General features: G+C 59.6%; 20 protein-coding genes. 6 read left to right on the top strand and 14 right to left on the bottom strand.

From position 1 onward, the window contains the following. Window positions 1-9: 9 nt before the first annotated feature. The 5 genes from CD58_RS15325 to CD58_RS15305 are packed head-to-tail and all read left to right on the top strand — an operon-like array spanning window position 10 to window position 3,288. Window positions 10-234: a type III secretion protein gene (locus CD58_RS15325; protein WP_025213878.1), complete on the top strand. Its 225-nt coding sequence runs from the start codon at window positions 10-12 to the stop codon at window positions 232-234. Beyond that, on the top strand, window positions 221-646 hold the full coding sequence (locus CD58_RS15320; RefSeq protein WP_025213877.1) for a hypothetical protein: 426 nt from the start codon (window positions 221-223) through the stop codon (window positions 644-646). Before CD58_RS15325 ends, CD58_RS15320 begins: the two co-directional genes overlap by 14 nt. A gap of 1 nt (window position 647) precedes the next feature. After that, complete coding sequence (gene sctC / locus CD58_RS15315) at window positions 648-2,729, top strand: type III secretion system outer membrane ring subunit SctC (protein WP_025213876.1); 2,082 nt, start codon at window positions 648-650, stop codon at window positions 2,727-2,729. Next, window positions 2,726-2,935, top strand: a complete 210-nt coding sequence (hrpT, locus tag CD58_RS15310; protein ID WP_025213875.1) for an HrpT family type III secretion system protein — start codon at window positions 2,726-2,728, stop codon at window positions 2,933-2,935. Before sctC ends, hrpT begins: the two co-directional genes overlap by 4 nt. A gap of 5 nt (window positions 2,936-2,940) precedes the next feature. Next, window positions 2,941-3,288, top strand: a complete 348-nt coding sequence (locus tag CD58_RS15305) for a hypothetical protein (RefSeq protein WP_025213874.1) — start codon at window positions 2,941-2,943, stop codon at window positions 3,286-3,288. Between the two features lie 93 nt (window positions 3,289-3,381). On the opposite strand, the gene CD58_RS15300 is transcribed toward CD58_RS15305, so the two are convergent. The 14 genes from CD58_RS15300 to sctW all read right to left on the bottom strand — a co-directional run bounded on the left by CD58_RS15300 (window position 3,382) and on the right by sctW (window position 16,240). Then, window positions 3,382-4,803 carry a hypothetical protein gene (locus CD58_RS15300; RefSeq protein WP_025213873.1) on the bottom strand — a complete coding sequence of 474 codons (1,422 nt, stop codon included), beginning with the start codon at window positions 4,801-4,803 and terminating at the stop codon, window positions 3,382-3,384. After that, window positions 4,791-5,669: a CesT family type III secretion system chaperone gene (locus CD58_RS15295; protein ID WP_025213872.1), complete on the bottom strand. Its 879-nt coding sequence runs from the start codon at window positions 5,667-5,669 to the stop codon at window positions 4,791-4,793. The genes CD58_RS15300 and CD58_RS15295 overlap by 13 nt, the downstream gene beginning before the upstream one ends. 142 nt (window positions 5,670-5,811) lie before the next feature. Then, window positions 5,812-6,888: a type III secretion system export apparatus subunit SctU gene (sctU, locus tag CD58_RS15290; RefSeq protein WP_025213871.1), complete on the bottom strand. Its 1,077-nt coding sequence runs from the start codon at window positions 6,886-6,888 to the stop codon at window positions 5,812-5,814. Then, on the bottom strand, window positions 6,885-7,679 hold the full coding sequence (sctT, locus tag CD58_RS15285) for a type III secretion system export apparatus subunit SctT (protein ID WP_025213870.1): 795 nt from the start codon (window positions 7,677-7,679) through the stop codon (window positions 6,885-6,887). The genes sctU and sctT overlap by 4 nt, the downstream gene beginning before the upstream one ends. Next, window positions 7,679-7,945, bottom strand: a complete 267-nt coding sequence (gene sctS / locus CD58_RS15280; RefSeq protein WP_025213869.1) for a type III secretion system export apparatus subunit SctS — start codon at window positions 7,943-7,945, stop codon at window positions 7,679-7,681. Before sctS ends, sctT begins: the two co-directional genes overlap by 1 nt. 7 nt (window positions 7,946-7,952) lie before the next feature. Beyond that, window positions 7,953-8,606, bottom strand: coding sequence for a type III secretion system export apparatus subunit SctR (gene sctR / locus CD58_RS15275; protein WP_025213868.1), 654 nt, complete (start codon window positions 8,604-8,606; stop codon window positions 7,953-7,955). Next, the gene (locus tag CD58_RS15270; protein ID WP_025213867.1) at window positions 8,603-8,983 is read right to left on the bottom strand and encodes a FliM/FliN family flagellar motor switch protein; all 381 of its coding nucleotides are present in this window, start codon (window positions 8,981-8,983) and stop codon (window positions 8,603-8,605) included. The genes sctR and CD58_RS15270 overlap by 4 nt, the downstream gene beginning before the upstream one ends. Then, window positions 8,973-9,695, bottom strand: a complete 723-nt coding sequence (locus CD58_RS15265; RefSeq protein WP_025213866.1) for a hypothetical protein — start codon at window positions 9,693-9,695, stop codon at window positions 8,973-8,975. Before CD58_RS15265 ends, CD58_RS15270 begins: the two co-directional genes overlap by 11 nt. Then, complete coding sequence (locus CD58_RS15260) at window positions 9,692-10,252, bottom strand: type III secretion system HrpP C-terminal domain-containing protein (RefSeq protein ID WP_025213865.1); 561 nt, start codon at window positions 10,250-10,252, stop codon at window positions 9,692-9,694. Before CD58_RS15260 ends, CD58_RS15265 begins: the two co-directional genes overlap by 4 nt. 7 nt (window positions 10,253-10,259) lie before the next feature. Further along, window positions 10,260-10,703: a hypothetical protein gene (locus CD58_RS15255; protein WP_025213864.1), complete on the bottom strand. Its 444-nt coding sequence runs from the start codon at window positions 10,701-10,703 to the stop codon at window positions 10,260-10,262. Window positions 10,704-10,705: 2 nt separating this feature from the next. Further along, window positions 10,706-12,055 (bottom strand): FliI/YscN family ATPase, encoded by a 1,350-nt coding sequence (locus CD58_RS15250; protein ID WP_025213863.1) that lies wholly within the window; start codon window positions 12,053-12,055, stop codon window positions 10,706-10,708. Continuing rightward, window positions 12,052-13,011 (bottom strand): FHA domain-containing protein, encoded by a 960-nt coding sequence (locus tag CD58_RS15245; RefSeq protein WP_025213862.1) that lies wholly within the window; start codon window positions 13,009-13,011, stop codon window positions 12,052-12,054. The genes CD58_RS15250 and CD58_RS15245 overlap by 4 nt, the downstream gene beginning before the upstream one ends. Window positions 13,012-13,028: 17 nt before the next feature. Beyond that, window positions 13,029-15,128, bottom strand: coding sequence for a type III secretion system export apparatus subunit SctV (sctV, locus tag CD58_RS15240; protein ID WP_025213861.1), 2,100 nt, complete (start codon window positions 15,126-15,128; stop codon window positions 13,029-13,031). After that, a complete protein-coding gene (sctW, locus tag CD58_RS15235) occupies window positions 15,128-16,240 on the bottom strand; it encodes a type III secretion system gatekeeper subunit SctW (RefSeq protein ID WP_025213860.1) in 1,113 nt (370 codons plus the stop codon). Before sctW ends, sctV begins: the two co-directional genes overlap by 1 nt. A gap of 246 nt (window positions 16,241-16,486) precedes the next feature. On the opposite strand from sctW, the gene CD58_RS15230 reads away from it, so the two are divergent. Then, complete coding sequence (locus CD58_RS15230; RefSeq protein ID WP_025213859.1) at window positions 16,487-17,023, top strand: RNA polymerase sigma factor; 537 nt, start codon at window positions 16,487-16,489, stop codon at window positions 17,021-17,023. The last annotated feature ends 66 nt before the right edge of the window (window positions 17,024-17,089 follow it).

Genomic DNA, 17,089 nt, shown 5'->3' with positions numbered 1-17,089 from the left:
GATGTCTGCATGATCAACTTTAAATCCGTCCAGAACCAGTTGGAGAAGAATTTCTCCAACGCTCACGAAACGGCGAATGATGCCGCACTGGCCGCTGCTGAGAGCGGCAACATTGAAGACATCAGGGCTTTCGCTCAAGCGAGCCAATCGGTGGCCACCGCGACCGTTGTCATGGGCGAGGGCATGCGCGCCCATCACGGCATGACCAAAGCGATCATCGATGGAATTCAGTGATTTCAGCGCGCGACTGAACCAGTGGCTCGATGACTGTTCGGTCGCGCCTTTGGATTGCTGGGTTGACGATGCGAATGTGCAGCTTGCCTGGGTCGAAGGAGGCATCCGCTGCAGCATCGACGTGCTGGATCCGTTTGATGCCAGCGCTCCTGATCGATTGATGAGCATCCTGGGGCAAGGGGGAGCAAGCGTTGCGTGCCGTTGTCCGGGGGCACTGGGTACCGATCCGCAAAGCCAGTGTCTGGTGCTGGTGCACTGGATGGCCCCGTCGAGTTCGGTCGAGGCCTTGCTGGAGGTCTTACAGACTCTGGCCAATCAGCGCGCAGCCATGCTCAGCCTGATGCATAAAACCATATTTGATTCGCCTTCGGCCGAGTCCCGTCTAGCAACTAATTGGCACACTGGAGTGTGATATGCGTAAGGCCTACCGGTGGTTACCGTGGCTGTTATTGGGACTGAGTGCCCCGGCGTTCGCGGCGATACCGCCAGCGTGGAAACAAACGGCCTATGCGTTCGACGCGCAACAGACCGAGCTTTCAAGCGTTCTTGAAGCATTTGCCCGAGAGTTTGGCGTCAACCTTGAGATGGACCCCGTTGAAGGCATCGTTGAGGGGCGTATCCGCGCGGACAGCCCGCAGGCGTTTCTTGATCGATTGAGCCAGCAGCATCAGTTCCAATGGTTCGTCTACAACAACACCCTGTACGTCAGCCCGGCCCGTGACCAGATAACCGAACGAATCGAGGTATCCCCGGACGCCGTTGACGACCTCAAGGGCGCATTGACTGAGCTCGGCTTGCTCGATTCACGATTTGGCTGGGGAGTCCTGCCGGATGAGGGCGTGGTGTTGGTCAGCGGACCTGCGCGGTATGTTCAGTTCATTCGCGACTACAGCAGCAACGTCGACAAGCCCGAGGAAAAGCAAGACGTCGTGGTGTTACCGTTGCGTTACGCGAACGCTGCCGATCGCACCATCAGTTACCGTGATGAACAGCTGACCGTTTCAGGGGTAGCCACGATCCTCAAGGAGCTGCTGGATAGCCGCTCGCAAGGCGGATCAGGTAGCGTCTTTAACGTGTTGCAAGGCGCGGGACTGGGAGCTGGCGCAAGCAGCGCAAGCAGCTTCGCGGGCGCGCCAAGTTTGCTTGGCGGCTTGGCTGATGATCAGTTACAGCAAACCCTGGATCGGGTGATTGCCGGCGCCAGCGGCGGCGCTCAGAACAAGGGCGGCTCCGCTGGCAGGTCGCGGATACGGGTCGCAGCCGACGTACGCAACAATGCGGTGCTGATCTACGACTCACCCAAGCGCAGGGCCTTGTACGAGAACCTGGTCAGGCAGCTTGATGTGCCGCGCAACCTGATCGAAATCGACGCGGTGATCTACGACATCGACCGCGACGAGTTGAACGAGTTGTCCAGCAACTGGAATGTCTGGGCCGGAGGGACCAACGTCAGAGGGTCCTTGCTTGAATCAGGCAGCTCGACGCTGTCGGCCGAAAACGCCGGGCGATTCGCCCTGGCGGTCCGCACGCTGGAAGCCAAGGGGGCGGCGACGGTGATCAGCAATCCTTCGATCCTCACCCTGGAGAACCAGCCCGCTGTCATTGATTTCAGCCGGACCGAGTTCCTCACCGCGACGGGGGAGCGTGTTGCCGATATCCAGCCGATTACTGCCGGTACCAGCCTGCAAGTGGTCCCGCGCTCGATGCAGCACAATGGCAAGACGCAGGTGCAGTTGATCCTCGATATCGAGGACGGACAAATCGAAGCATCGCTGCTTGATGGCACCAAACCCAGCGTGCGTAATGGCAGCGTCAGCACTCAGGCGGTCATCGCCGAGCGTGGATCATTGGTCGTCGGTGGTTTTCATTCTCTGCAATCGAGCGACAAGGTAAGCAAAATCCCGTGGCTCAGTGACATTCCGCTCATTGGCAAATTGTTGTTCACGTCCAGTAGCCGCAGCACCAACAAGATAGAACGCTTGTTCATTCTTACGCCTCGGCTGGTGGGCAACCAGGTTGACCCGGCACGTTATGTCGAAAGCGGTAACCCGGAAGATATCGATTCTGCCGCCCAGCGGATCGACGGGCGCCATGGCGATGGGCAACCCACTCGCGTTGATATTCAACGCGCCTTCACTCAGTTGTTGAGTGATGTGCAACCGACTGGTTTTACCCCGAGTAACGAGCCTTTATTCACGCCGGCGACTTTATGCGCGACGCAACAGGGCCTGGTCATCGACGCCGATCGCAGCCAGTGGTATGGGCGCAACGCCTGGAGCATTGGCGTGGTGGTCGCGCGCAATACGGGTGATAAACCGCTGCGTATTGATGAGAGCAGTTGTGGCGGGCGCTGGGTGCTGGGTGTCAGTGCATGGCCCCGTGCTTGGCTGCAGCCTGGGGAACAAAGCGAAGTTTATGTCGCGGTGCGTAATCCCCAGTCGCTCAAGAGCAACGCGACCCTTCGCGACTCATTACTCAAGGAGGCAACCCGATGACCAAGATGAACTGGGCTGCGTTCGGCCTTCTATGTGTGATGCTCTCCGGTTGCTCGACGACCTCGGGCGGCTGTTCTGGACGGTCCTGCGACCGTCCCGACTCCAATAACCGGGAGCTGGTGATCTGGTGGCCGGCGGACATGCGTACTGGCCTGGAAAATCCGCAGGACACCGCGGACTATACTGTCGTGCCACTGCGGGATTGAGCACCATGATACAAGTCTCGGGGAAAGCGGAGTTCTACGAACGGGTGGCTGCTGGGCAAACGGCGGTATGGCCGGTAGCAGCGGGTGTTTCTTTCGTGAGTCGCCATGAGCACCATGATTGGGGCATAGCGTTGCACATCGACAGTCGCGCGCTGCAGCCCCAGCAATTGCGTGAGGCGCTGGAGCGGCGCTTCACGCAATCCTACCTGTTCCCTGACTATTTTCTATTTCTCGATGCCCACCGCGATTTCGTCGTCTGGCATGCGGTGCCGTCATCCTCCCATGGTCGCGCGTTGCTCGATAATATCTGCCAACATCAATTGATATTGGCAGGCTTGAGCCCCTTGGAGTGACCGTCCATCAACTGCGCCAGTAGCGATTGCTGGCGCAGTTTCCCTTCCTCTTGCGACTCTTGAACTGTCGGCGGCGCGGCGCGGCGTTGCGGTTCAAGCTTGCTGTTGCCCGGCAGCAGTCGTCGCCGCTTGTTTGTCGACGGCCTTGCGTACACTCGCGTGGGATTGGAACGTTTGATTGACGGTGCGATAGGCTAAACCCATCGCCGCTGCGGTCCCCATATTCCCGAGAAAGCCGGAGAGGGCGGGCGGAACCTTGTCGCGCAGTGCTTCGCCGGTGGCCATATTGATTGCGCCAGCCAGGCTGGCCCAGGCGACTCGGGCGGGGGATTGGTCCAAGACCCGGCCATAATCCTTGAGTGGCAGGTTCGGCTTCAACTCTTGGTTGGTGCCCACCTGGCGCGTGTCGAAATGCCGCTGCAGATGGTTGTCGAGAGTCGCGACAACGGTGTTGAATGCCGCGCGCGTGCCGGCCAGGGATTGAATGGAAGAGGCCAGTGCTTCGCCCAACAGCGGTTGCTGATCCGGCCCGAGCAGTGCCGGACTCGTCAACGTCTGGCCCGGTGGCAAGACCTGTTCACTGATGGAGTCGAGCATGAAACCCATGCTCAAGGTCATGGCACCGTAGGCCCAGCCGAGCGTCGGCATATTATCCTCGTCGACCCCGTAGGTCTTGGCGTTGTCCTGGGGGGCGGTCATGCTGAAGGTGGCCTGCATGGTTTCGCGAGAAAGGGCATAGATCACGTCGCGGAGCTGAGTGGCCAAAACCCTCGCGCTCAGCGCACCGTCACCACGCGCGGCACCCATGGCGCCCATGCCCAGATAAAGCGCCTCAGCGACGATCTGGTTGCGTGTGATGTTGCGCGAATCGCGCTTCATCTGCAGGCGCAGCGTGTCTTGCTTATCGGGCGGCAGAGCGTTCCATTTCGCTTCGCTGAGGGCGAAGTGCCCGCGTACCGCATCGCTTGAGTCGGCGGCGAGACGCTCCAGGCGCGGTTGGCGTACGTAGAGCTGGGTGGCAATGGTCGTCAGTGAGACGGCGGCCTGCAAAGCCAGCGTTGCCCCCGGGCTGTTTTTCGCGAGCCCCTCGTTGAGTGCACTGTAGGCATGCATGAACGCCAACTCGCGAAGATAGGTAGGCGCTCCGCAGTTGACCATCTGTTGGACCGTATGGCCTGCAGCGGCAAGCGTTGTGCGGCAGGAAGGCAAATTAGCCGCGCTGTCGCTCAACGCGAGCTTTGCTCCGCGTTCGACCTTGTTGCCCAGGGCCACGCCGTGTTCCTTGGCGCTTTCCCAGAGCGCGCCCGTGGCTCTGCCTGCCGGCGCCAGATAGTCGCGATGGAAGGCCTGGCTCAGTCCTGTCACATGTGCGCGGGCGCGCGAAGTGAAGTCAGGCAAGTGAGCGGGTGCCTCGCCGCGCTCCAAAGCATTGATATCAGCGGTGGGATGTCGACGCCGCAGCTCGATTTGCGGTTCTGGCAGGATACGTCCCAGGTTAGGGGCTATCGGGTCCATGGGATGTTCCTTGCAGGGCGAATGGCCGAGGTCTGTATGAAGCTCTCGGCCAGTTGACCGAAATCCAGCAGCCATTCGGCAAATGCCTGACCGTCCAGCCCCGTGCTGTTCCAGCGCGCCTGTAACGCGCTGCCGTGTGGCGCGAGGACCACGGCAGATTGGGTCAGCATCATCAGGTGCAGGTTGGCCAGTAGCGCGCGTTCGCGTTGCGTCGCCGTGTTCAGCGAAGTCGGCAGCGGCGTACTGACCAGCAGATGTTGGCGATCACTGTCAGCGATCACTTCGTAGGCACGACCGTTGGCCTGGATCACGCCGACAGTCAATATCTGCTCGAAGGGCGGGGCGGCGATGTCCAAGTGCTGCAGCGCAGCGATCAGTAATGGACGATGCCATTCCAGATTCATCGCCGCCTGCGCCTGTTGCCCCGCGCGCTCGTCTTGCCTCGGTGCCGTGGTGACCGGCCGCGTTGCGCCGCTTTGGTTACCTTGGAGTGCGGTGGCACCCGCCACGAGGCTTTCGGCGACGGACAAGAGATGGCTCAGTTCATCGACAAGCTTTTCACGCTGATGTTGCGGCTGCGAGATAAGGCGCCGCACGAGCACGGCGTCACCGCTATCGTTCAGGCTCACGCTGCTACTGCTCATTGCCGATATGGCGCAATTGGACCGCAGCAGCAACTCGCTCCAGACCTCAACCGGCAAACCGTTGGGGCGTGGCAGCAGACCCAACACCAGCCACTGCTGCACAGGCGACGTCTGCCAGAGCGACAATTGCAAGGTCAGCCCCGGCAACGATAGTTGGGCGCTACGGGAGAACGCTCGTGCCTGCGCAGAGGGAATGCCGAGCTGCTCAGCGGCCTCCAACAACCACGTGTTCGTTTGCTCTGAGAGCGGGATTGATCCCGGAGACTGGGCGCGCGAGCTCGACGAATGCATGGGGTAAACTTCCAAGAGTTTTGACCGCCATTAAAGCGCACAGGTATTAAAGTTTTATGACTGGGACGGTGGGTCAGTGGGTTTCGAGCTGGATGATTTCCTCGGTGACTTCATCAAGCTGGCGAATGACCTGATAGATGTGGGCAACTTCCAGCAGCGTTTCGCGCGGTATATGGCGACCCGTGCGAACGGTGTACAACGCACGCGCCAGCCAAACACACTGGACCACCGGGATCTTGGCATCCTGGGCGCGCTTGATCAGGGCCAGCGCATCATCGTCTTGTCCTTTGCAATGAATCAGTGGCAAAGGTGTCTGGCCTGGTCGATAGAACAGTGCCACCGCGTAGTGGGTCGGATTGACCAACAGCAGGTCGGCATCCTCGACCGGCCGGGGGGCGGTGCTGGGTTCGGAGTTGAGCAGTTCGTGCGCCAGCTGACGACGATGGCCTTTGACGTGCGGATCGCCTTCGGACTGCTTGTATTCCTGCTTGATGTCTTCGTGGCTCATGCGCAATTTCTTGGCGTGAAAATATTTTTGCAGGGCAAAGTCGACCATGCCGATCACCAGCAACAGGCCCAAGGTGTTGCGCAAGATGTTCCGAAACACCTCCAGCAACGAGCGCCAATAGGTGACGAGATCGGTGTCGGCCAACAGCACCAGCTTGCCCAGGATGGGCATGATCGAGACATACAGAATGACCGCAATGGCCAGCGCTTTGAGGACGCTCAGCAGCAGGTTCATCAGATTCTGTTTAGAGAACATCTGCTTGATCTGGCCGATTGGATTGAGCTTGCCGAGATCGACCTTCAGGGCCTTGGGCGCAAAGAGAAATCCGATCTGCATCCAGGTGCCGGCCAGGCGTATCAGAATCGCCACGCCGACGCTGGCCGCGATGAAGGAAACAAGTGTCCACAGCGCTGTGCCGCTGAGCTCAATGGCAGTACTGGCGAAGGGTTCGTTCAGTCGTCGCAAGGGTAATTCGGTGAGGTGCTGGAGGCGCGTCATGCTGTCCTCGGCCATGCCCAGGCAGACTTCGCTGACCACCATCAGCACCAGCAGTTTGGCCAGGTCCTGGCTCTGCCCAACCTGGCCTTTTTCCCTCGCGTCGCGTTCTTTCTTTGGCGTCGCCTTTTCGGTTTTTTCGCTCACGGCACTTTTACCAACAGGTTCAGCAGAAACTTCAAATCGAACCAGCGTCCGACCTCGGCGTTACCCAGATCGAGCAGCGTGGGCAGATACACGAGCAGAAACAGCAAACCGATAACGCTCTTGGCCGGCATCGCCAGAATCGAAACATTCAGTTGCTGGGCATAAAGACCGACGATGGCGAAAGCGGCCTCAATCAGCAGCAACAGGCCTATGAACGGCGCCGCGTAAAGCAATGCGTGCTGCAGGGTCCTGTTCAGCTCGCCAAGCAATATGTCCAGCCCCTCTACCGTCATGATTGGCATCCATGCGGTGGGCGGCCAAATGATATAGCTGTCCCAGATGACCTGGGTAATCAGCGAGAGGCCGCCGGACAGGATGACCAGCATGATCAGCACTTCCTGCAGCAACTCGCCCAGTGGCGTCGCGTCGGGCCCGAGGGAAGGGTTGATCTGGCCGCCGCTGAGGGCGCCGCGCTGGCTGTCGAGCAAGGCGCCTACCGTCGCGAACATCCAGAAAGGCATATACAGCAGTAACCCCAACAGAACGCCCAGGACCATTTCCTTGAGCAACAAACCGCCGATCATCAGCCAGTTTTCATGTTGTCCGGACAACACCCGACCGATGCTCGGCGCTGGAACCATCGCAACCGCGCAAGTCACGGCATAACGCAGCGGCCCCTTGAGGTATTTGAAGCAAAACGCAGGCACCAGCATCATGCACGGCAGAATCCTGGCCATGGCTAATGCGATACCGAGCATCAGTTCGAACAAATACTCGGCATTGAATGGCATCAAACGGTGCCTCCGGTGCGCGCGATAAGGTCGAACGCCGTGTTGATGAACAGGATCAATTCAACACCGATCCAGCGGCCGGTCGCCGCCAGGGTCACACCCACGGCGACCAGCTTGATACCAAAGGGCAGGGTCTGGTCCTGGATCTGCATCAAGGCTTGCACGAGCGACGTCAGCACGCCCACCAGCACCGCGACCAGCAGCGGTGGTGCGGTAAGAATCACCACCAGATACATGCCCTGTTTGAACAACTCCAGCGCTTCCACGGCAGCCTCACAGATAGGAATAGAACAGACTGTCGAGTAACCGCGTCCAGCCCTGGACAAGGACGAACAGCAGCAGTTTGAGTGGCAGCGAAATGGTCATGGGCGAGACCATTTGCATGCCAAGCGCAAGTAGCAGGTTGGACACGATCAGATCAATGACGATGAATGGAATGTAAATCAGAAAACCGATCTCGAACCCGGCCTGCAGCTCCGACAATACGAAGGCTGGAATCGCCAGCAGCAGATCCTTGCTGCTGGCTTTTTCGGCCAGTTCCGCGGGCCACATGCGATGGGTGTTGTCGACCAGATGAGTCAGGACGTCTGGATCGGTGTTACGGCTCATGAAGTTTTGCAGCGGGGCGATGACCGTGTTCACGCTGGCTTGAAGTTGTTCGGTAGTGCCTATCTGCAAAGGATTTTCAACCACCCGTTGCTGGATTTCATAAGCCACCGGAGCCATCACGAACATCGTCGCCGCCAGGGCAATGCCGTACAACGCCATATTGGGCGGAACCTGTTGAACGCCGATGGCATTGCGCGTTATCAGCAACACCATGGAGATTTTCAGAAATGCGGTGCAGACAATCAAAAACAACGGAATCAGCGAGAGCGCACCCAGAAACAGCGCGAGCATGATCGGGTTCATGCCATCCAGAATCATTGATCAAATACCAAGCGAGTGATTTGCATGCCCAAGCGTCCATCCACGTCTACCAGCTCACCGTAGGCGACCACCCGCTCTTCATGGCATAACGTCGCTGCGCCCGGTGCCATGCCCGTGACATCCACCACGGAACCAGCCGCCAGACGGCCGAGCGCTTCGAGGCTCAGCTTCACTTCGCCACACCGTACGGTCAACGCCAGGGTCACGCCGGACAAGGGCGATGGCGGCTGCGTCGCAGCGTCTTGCGGGAGGGTGTCGTCTGGCTGTGCTGAATCGAGCCGTTCCTGCTGGTCGTCGTTCGCTTCCTGGGTCGTCAACTCATCGTTATTGTCGAACTCGTACAACGGTTCTTCATCCTGCGGTTCATTGCTCATGAATGGAGCCTTCTTCGTGAATCAGCCTGAGCTGTAAGTGATCATTGCGGTCTTCGCTACAAACCGCCCAACGCTGGTTGCCCAGTTGCAGGTTTCCTCGACCTTGAACGTCGAAGACTGCCTCGGCAGGCAACAGCACATCGCCTGGACGTAATGAGCGCAGCTGACTGACCAGCAAGTCCATGCGCCCAACGATGACCGGATGGGCCAGGACCCAACGCTCAGGCACGGTTTGTTCGATAAATCGCCACGGTGCGTCATTCAGTAACTGCAGCAGCGATTCGGCGCCGAGGCTTAGCGTTCCGTAGGCTTTCTCGCCATGGCGCTCGATGAGCACGCGACAATCCCAGCGGTCATCCAGTGCCGGCTCCTCGGCCAGTGGCGCCAACGGTGCGAGCAGGTCGGACAGCACCGGCGCCATCCGTTGATTGATCAACTGCCAATACCACGCTTGTGGCGGCTCGACGGTGAGCACGGGAACTTCACCGCACAGGCTCAGCAGCGCATCGGCGTTCGACAACAGCAGGGGGCCGTGTCGGCTGGACAAGCCTATCCAGCGCTCATCGGCAATGGCGCCGCAGGATGTCAGCGGAGCGAGCGTCATGCGCATCTTTTCAGCTCCGCTGGTGAACTCCAGGAAACGGCCGCGCCCCAAGGCCAGGGAGGCCATTGCGGCCGTGCTCGACAGGCGTCGCAGGCTGAGTTTTTTCATGCAGGCCCCGTCGGCTGTAATCTCAGCTCGACGTCATGGTCCAGCGCCTGGGCGAACGCTTGCTGGCAGGCGCCATGATGCTTGGTCAATCGCTCCAGGACGTCTGCGCGTTCCAAGCCGAGTTCGATGCCCCAATGGCTGTCTCGTTTCTGGGCACGAATCTGGACCTTGCCCAGATTGGGCATGAGCAGGGTGGCGCTGAAAGGACGATTGCCGTGTTGCGGCAACTGCAGCGCCAGCTCATCAATCAACTGTGTCGGTATGCCGTCGAGCGGCGCGAACATCGAGAACGAGCCCGAACCATTGCCCGAGCTGCCCTGGTCGTCCGAAAAGGCGGGCGGCGGTGGCACAAGCATCTGCATGAACAACATCGCATCGGCGTCCAGCGGCCTGACGCCGTCGTTGGCAGATCTGACCTCGACCGGACGGTTGCGCTGGACCTCGCTGCCCTTGCTCGACGGCGCCGAGGATGCCGCGGCAGAGGGTTTTGCTGTAGCCGCGGCAGGTGCCTGTGGAGCAGGGCGTTGGGGTGGCGTGTGCTTGATGGGGGTAGTCATGTCTCACTTATTCCTCACTGAGTGTCTCGCTCATGCAGGCGAGTTTTTCCACCGCGCGTTGCCGTGCCTTGACGTCCAGCTGTGCTTGTTGCAACGACTGCTCCTGCACTTCGATGTGCAGGCGCAACTGGCTGACGTCCTGGCGGATCTGGGCGAGGCGATCAAGCATGCGTCGCTCCTTTTCGTGCCAGCGGTCGATATCAGCCAATTCCAGAGTGGTTTGCAGGTGGGTATCGGCTAGCGATCGCCGCTTGCGCTTCTGATTGGTACGCTCCTGGTTCATTGAGCTTTCGCTGGCCAGCAGTTGCTCGCGCAACCTCGCCACCTCTCGTGCAAGGCGCGCACGGGCACGTTCGGCACTGGCCTGGCGGTGCTGGCGCAAAGGGCCGAGCAGGCCGATGACGCGCTCCAACGCCTGGCACTCCGGGTCCGTATCGAGATCTTCGTCCAAGGTCAGTCCACCAGCTGCGAGGTAATGTGATTGAGTTGGGCGAGAGTTTCTTCAAGCGCTACCGGCCCGCGCAGGTCCTGGCGCAGGAAGCGGTTGATGCTGTCGTTCAGTTGTACTGCCAGATCAGTGACCGGGTCGGCGCCGGCCTGGTATTCACCCAGGCGCAGAAGCATTTCCACCTGCTTATAGGCCGCCATCAACTGGCGCAGGCGATTATTGGCCTGGACATGCTCGCGGCTGGTGACGTTGCCGAGGATCCGGCTGATGCTCGCGGGCACGTCAATGGCCGGATAGTGTCCACGCTCGGCCAACTTGCGCGACAGCACGATGTGCCCGTCGAGCAACGACCTGACTTCGTCGGCGACGGGATCGTTCATCGAGTCGGCCTCGATCAACACGGTGTAGATAGCGGTGATCGAGCCGTTCTCGCTCATGCCCGCGCGCTCGACCAGTTGCGGCAGCAGGGTGTAGACCGAGGGGGGCAGGCCGCCACGTCCGATCGGTTCCCCGGCGGCGATGCCGATTTCCCGTTGAGCACGGGCAAAACGGGTGAGCGAGTCAATCAGCAAGAGCACTTTCATGCCGCGCTGACGGTAGGCTTCCGCGATAGCGGTGGCGGTGAAAGCGGCGCGCGCACGCTCCATGCTGGAGCGATCGGAGGTGGCGCAGATCAGTACCGAACGCCGGCGTAATTCATCATCCAGTTCATGGTCGAGGAACTCGCGCAGCTCCCGTCCCCGTTCGCCGATCAGGCCGAAAACGATGACGTCGCAGTCCATGTTCCTGGCCATCTCCGCCAGCAGCGTGGTCTTGCCGCAGCCCGCTCCGGCAAACAATCCGACACGCTGCCCTTCGCCCAACAGGATGGCGCTGTCGATGGCGCGAATACCGGTGGGCAGCGGGTGGCTGATGCGTGGTTTTTGCATCGGTGGAAGGGCGTCGGCAATCACCGCCGTGGTGCTGCGGCCATCATGGACATCGGCAAAAGCGCCGAGGCCGTCGCCCAGCAACGGTCGACCAAAACCATCGAGCACGCTTCCGAGCAACTGATCATCCACCCCTATGCGGTGAGCCATCCCAAGCGGTTGGATACGGGCCCCGACTTGAATGCCGGCAGGGGTGCCAAGGGCACTGAGCAGTGTGCACTGATCGGTAAAACCGACAATTTCCGCCAGCATTGAGCTGCCGTCCGCCTTGCTGACCTCGCAAAGATCGCCAATCTTGGCCGCAGGCACCTGGCACTCCAGCAGTATCCCGCTCACCGCCGAAACCTTGCCGCTGATTCGCACGGCCGAACAACTGGCCAGTCGCGCACGCTGTTGTCGAGCCCATTGTTCAAGCGCATCGGTCACCAGCTCACCTCGATATGCTGGTCGCCATCGAAGATGATTTTGTGCTCATCTATCCGCGTCAAACGCAGGCCCTGCACCACATCGCCAACATAAATCTGCAGGCCGTCGGCGGTCACCAGGTGTGCGTTGTTGCCGGCGATGATTTGCACCAGGGTGAACGGCAGGCTGGTCCTGACGATGCCGACTTGATCGACCATCGGGACCGTGGTGGGGTGGCGCTCTATGAAACTCTTGAGCATTCGCTGATAGACCTCAAGCGCTTCCTCCTTGAGGTTGCCTTTGAGCACCAATCCTTCGTCAAGCTCCTCGACGGTGACCTCTGTGAGCAGGCGTTCCGCCAATTGAGTGGTCAGGAGCCGGCGGATCTGTTCCCGATCTTTCAGGCTCGTGCTACCGGAGGATTGGGCGGAAGCAGTCGCCGGGGAGGGCTGCGCCGGACTTTGACGCGCCTTGGCCGCGGTAACCTTGACGGCGCTCGGCGGGGCTTCGGACTGGCTAAGGCCCCAGGCGCCACCGACCAGGCCTACGACCACGCCAGCGACCACCGCCGATATCAGCTTCAAGGATGGCACGCCTGGCATCGATTTACGCGCCGGAGACGCTGACGACTGAGGCGGCTGGCCGTTGGCATCCGCAGGCGTGGCCAGAGCCGGTACGTCAGGCCATGGCTCTTCGGCGGATGCCAGGCACAGCCAGACGTTTGCGACGGCGAACGGTTGGTTCGGCGTCAATGTGATAGCGTTTGACGCACGCCCTTCGTCGTCGTTGACCGGCATCTGTTCGGCCGCCAGGTTCCAGCCTTCCTCGGTTCTGCTCAACCGACAGTGGAGCGAGGCGATGCCCGGGTCGTATAACGCCAGATCATGGTCGTCGTTGGCGCCGATCACCCATTGGTCACCGACCAACGGCAATGCAGCGCCCTGGTGCAGCCCATTCAATACACGTAGTTCAAACATCGCGAAGGCACTCGACATCAAGCCGCATAGTCGTCTTCCAAGGGCAGGAATTCATTTTCCAGGTCGAAACGGCCGAGGACCTTCACCTCGGAGGCATTGGTGATCTCGGCAAAGGAGAGCACCGGCACGTGATGGAACTCGTCCTGCAATAACGTGCGTAGTGGCGCGCGCAGATCCTGGGCGACCAACATCACCGCGCGTTCTGACGATCGTTGCGGGAAAGCCATGCGCAATTGTTGAACCAGCATCAGGCTGGATTCGCTGTTCAGGGCAAAGAACGTCTCGGTTTGCGTCTGACGCAGGCTGTCACGCAGGATGCCTTCGCTCTCAGGGGTGAATAGCCAGACGAGCAATCCCTCCTGGCTGCAATATTGGTTGTAGATCAGCGACTTGAGGGCGATACGTACATAATCGGTGAGGGCCAGGACATCGCGCTCATGTTGCCCATGTTCGATCAAGGTTTCGGCGATCACCCGGATGCCGCGCAGGGGCACGCATTCGGAAGCCAACCGCTGCAGCACCTGAGAAAAACGCGCGAGAGGCATGACGCGCTGCAGCTCCTGCGCCAGTTCCGGTTGTTCTGTTTCCAGCCAACCGAGGATCGCTTTGGTTTCCTGCAGCCCGATGAATTGCGGACCGCAAATCTGCAGCGCGCGCTCCATGCGTTCGATAATCAGCGTACTGGGGCTGATAATTTCCACGTCGCAATTGTGCAGGTGTTCAGCATCGGCCGGTAGCCAGATCCATTGGCTTTCCTGCCGTTCCGAACTGCCTTTGCTGTATTGCGGGTCGTTCTCAATGGCCTGTGAGGAGCCATCGATAGCTACCAGGGTCTCGCTGAACGTGGCCCTGAGTACAGGAACCTCATAGACCGTAAAGCGGAATTCATCCGGCTCCAGATGCGCCTGGTATTCAATGATGAACGAGGGCAGCGTCAGCCCGAAGTTCACCACCAGGCGATTGCGCCGTTGACGAATCTCGCTGACCAGGGCTTCGATCCGCTCAAGACTCTGGCTGGGATGAAATTGCAGGACAAACTGGCGGCTGGGCAGGAACATTCGCAGGTCTTCCTGTCCGTTATTTTCCGGAGTTGTCGGGGCAGCTTGCTCTTGATTGCCCTTGGGTTTGGCGCGATTGATCTGCAACAGGCCGCCGCCGCAACAGATGATGGCGATCGTGATGAACACCATGGTCGGCATCCCGGGCATGGCGGCGAAGCCGAGCATCGCTGCCGAGGCGATGATCCAGGCCTTGGGCTGGCTGGTGATCTGTTCGGCAATTTCACGGCCGATATTGGCCGGCCCGGCGGCATCTTCGTTCGGCACGCGAGTGATGATCATGCCGGCCGTCACGGAGATCAGCAGCGCGGGGATCTGTGCAATGAGGCCGTCGCCGATGGTCAGCACCGAATACAGCTGCACTGCATCGCCGGCAGTCATGCCGTGTTGTATAACGCCAATGGTGATACCGCCAATCATGTTGATCGCGACGATGATCAGGCTGGCGATTGCGTCGCCGTTGACGAACTTCATTGCTCCGTCCATCGCGCCAAACAGCTGGCTTTCCTTGCCAAGCTCCGACCGCCTGCGCTTGGCCTCGTGGACGCTGATGAGGTTGGCACGTAAGTCGCTGTCGATCGACATCTGTTTACCGGGCATGGCGTCAAGCGTGAAGCGTGCGCCTACTTCGGCCACCCGTTCCGAACCCTTGGTGATGACCATGAAATTCACCACCGTCAGAATCATGAAAATCACCATGCCGACCGCCAGGTTGCCGCCCACCACGAATTGTCCGAACGCTTCCACGATGTGCCCGGCGTCCTGGTCCAGCAGAATCAGCCGGGTCGTGGCAATCGACAGTGCCAGGCGAAACATGGTTGTGATCAGCAGCACCGAAGGGAACGTCGAGAAGGCGAGTGGGCGAGGCAACTGCATGGCCAACATGATCAGCAGACAGGAGATGCAGATGTTCACCGCGATCAGAATGTCCACCAGCCAGGTGGGTATCGGAGTAATCATCATGAACACAATAGCCAGCACGATAAACGCGCCGACGACTTCTGAGCGGCGCATCGCCGCGAGTGCCAGACGGTTTAGCAGGTCGATAATCAGATTCATCAGGCCGTGTTCCCCTTGAGCTGGTTTTGCTCTTGCTGAGTGAGTTCGGCCATCAGCAACAACAGGTTCCCCAAAGCATTCTGCCGGGACTTGAGGTCTTGCCACAGCAAGATAGGCAGCTGTTGGAGCATCGGGCGCAGGCCGTTGAGAAACGACAACTGATGCTTGAGTTGCGCGCCGCCGATAAACTGCGTGAGTTGCAAGGTTTCCTGCAGGTTCATGCCCTTGCCCGAGAGTACGAGCAGGTGTTTGAGAAACGTCGGTGCGCTCACCTGCAGTTGCGGGTTCTTGTCACGCATGCGCCCGAGCAGGTGTTCGCAGCTTTTAAGCAGAGTCGATACATGCCTGGCGGTATTCACGCCATGCATCAAGGTGCGTAATTGCTGGCGAGGGCTCGATGGATTGACTGAGGCAAGGTCGTCGGCAATGGCACGACGCAGGTCGCGCAAGGTCGGCTCGAACTGCGCTTCGCCATCCTCTTGTCCCAGTAGTGTGTCGATGAGGCTGGATATGGTGGGCTGGCCTACGACGCCGTTGTAATACAATTCCCGTAGATTCTTGCGTCGCTGCGAGTCCAGCCCCGATCTGGAAAAGGCCCGGGCCGTATTGATACCCGCGCGGGCTCTGTTGCCATGGCGCTGCCTGAGTGCGCCGGCGTGATCCGACAGCGCCTGGTGCTCATCCCGGGCACCCTCGTGATGCGCTTGTTTCATGGCTGCTTGCAGCATGACGTGCGCTTTGGCCGGGTCCCCGCCAGCGAAGGCGAGCACCCGGCCAAGCATCGACTCATCAGAGCGTTGACGTTTCAGGGTCTGGCGCAGGGTACGCACTGCTTCATCCAGCCTTTTGTCATTACTGCCCATCAGCATCTGATAAAGCTCACCGAGCTTCATCGCCTTTGATTGCAAGACGGTACCGCCGATGACCAGCTCACGCTGGCTGAGCTCTTTGCTTTGCTGGATCAATGCCGAGGTGAATCGCGCCACCTGTTGTGGCGTGGTGCCCTGGTCTTTTGCGATGTACGACGCCGTCTGCGTAGCGGATAGCGCTGGGCGGGCGCTTACCGGATTGACCGAATGAATCGCGACTGGGGTGAAACCGGGGATTTTCATGGGACGGCATCGATGCAAAGAGTCATGCGCAGTGAGTGGCGCAAACCCACCATCGGGTTCCTGAACTCAGAGCTTTCGCGCGGGCGTGCATAAATGCGCGATGACTTCGATCGGTTTATGCAAAAGATTGCACGAACAGAAAAAATCTTAAAAAAATCTTCATGAATAACAGTGGTTTAGATCGCGCAAACGATTGGCACGCATATCGCTCTTACAGCCGGACTTACCGCCAATTGGTTATTGTCCATGTGTGTAATCAACTCGATCACGTATCCGGCTCCGGCTTCTCTCCTTCGTCAGCTCGACCGCAGGATGGTGCAGAAGGTGCGGTTGTTTATCAGGGCAAAGGTAGCGAACCCTGATGATGCGGAGGATCTGCTCCAGGCAACCTTCCTCGAAGCGCTACGTAACGAGCACAAGTTCCGGCACGATTCGCTGCTGCTGACCTGGCTCTGCGGCATTGCATTCAACCTCATTCGCAGTCATTTCAGGCGCCTCTACAACCAGCCGTTTCATGACGACCTGCAAGAATGCGGCGTATTGGAAATGGCCGACAGTCGCGATGTTGTGTCCGAGGTCAGTGGCTTGCGTCAGCTGGTGCGAGTCTTTCGTGCGATGGAAACCTTGCCGCCGAATATGGAGGAGGTGATTCGGGTCGCGATGGAAATGGAAGGTAATTACCTGGAGACCGCCGCTCGGCTGGATATACCGGTTGGTACGGTGCGTTCGCGCCTGTCGCGGGCCCGCGAGCAACTCAAGCGGCGAGTCTCCAGCGAGTACTGAGCCCGAGCGAACCTGCGTCACGGCGATAAGAACAGGGAACCTCTTTCGCCTCTGGCTCCACGCATT

Origin of the sequence: Pseudomonas brassicacearum, assembly GCF_000585995.1 — a bacterium.
Taxonomy (GTDB): Bacteria; Pseudomonadota; Gammaproteobacteria; order Pseudomonadales; family Pseudomonadaceae; genus Aquipseudomonas; species Aquipseudomonas brassicacearum_A.
This window is presented reverse-complemented; position numbering and strand designations above follow the sequence as displayed.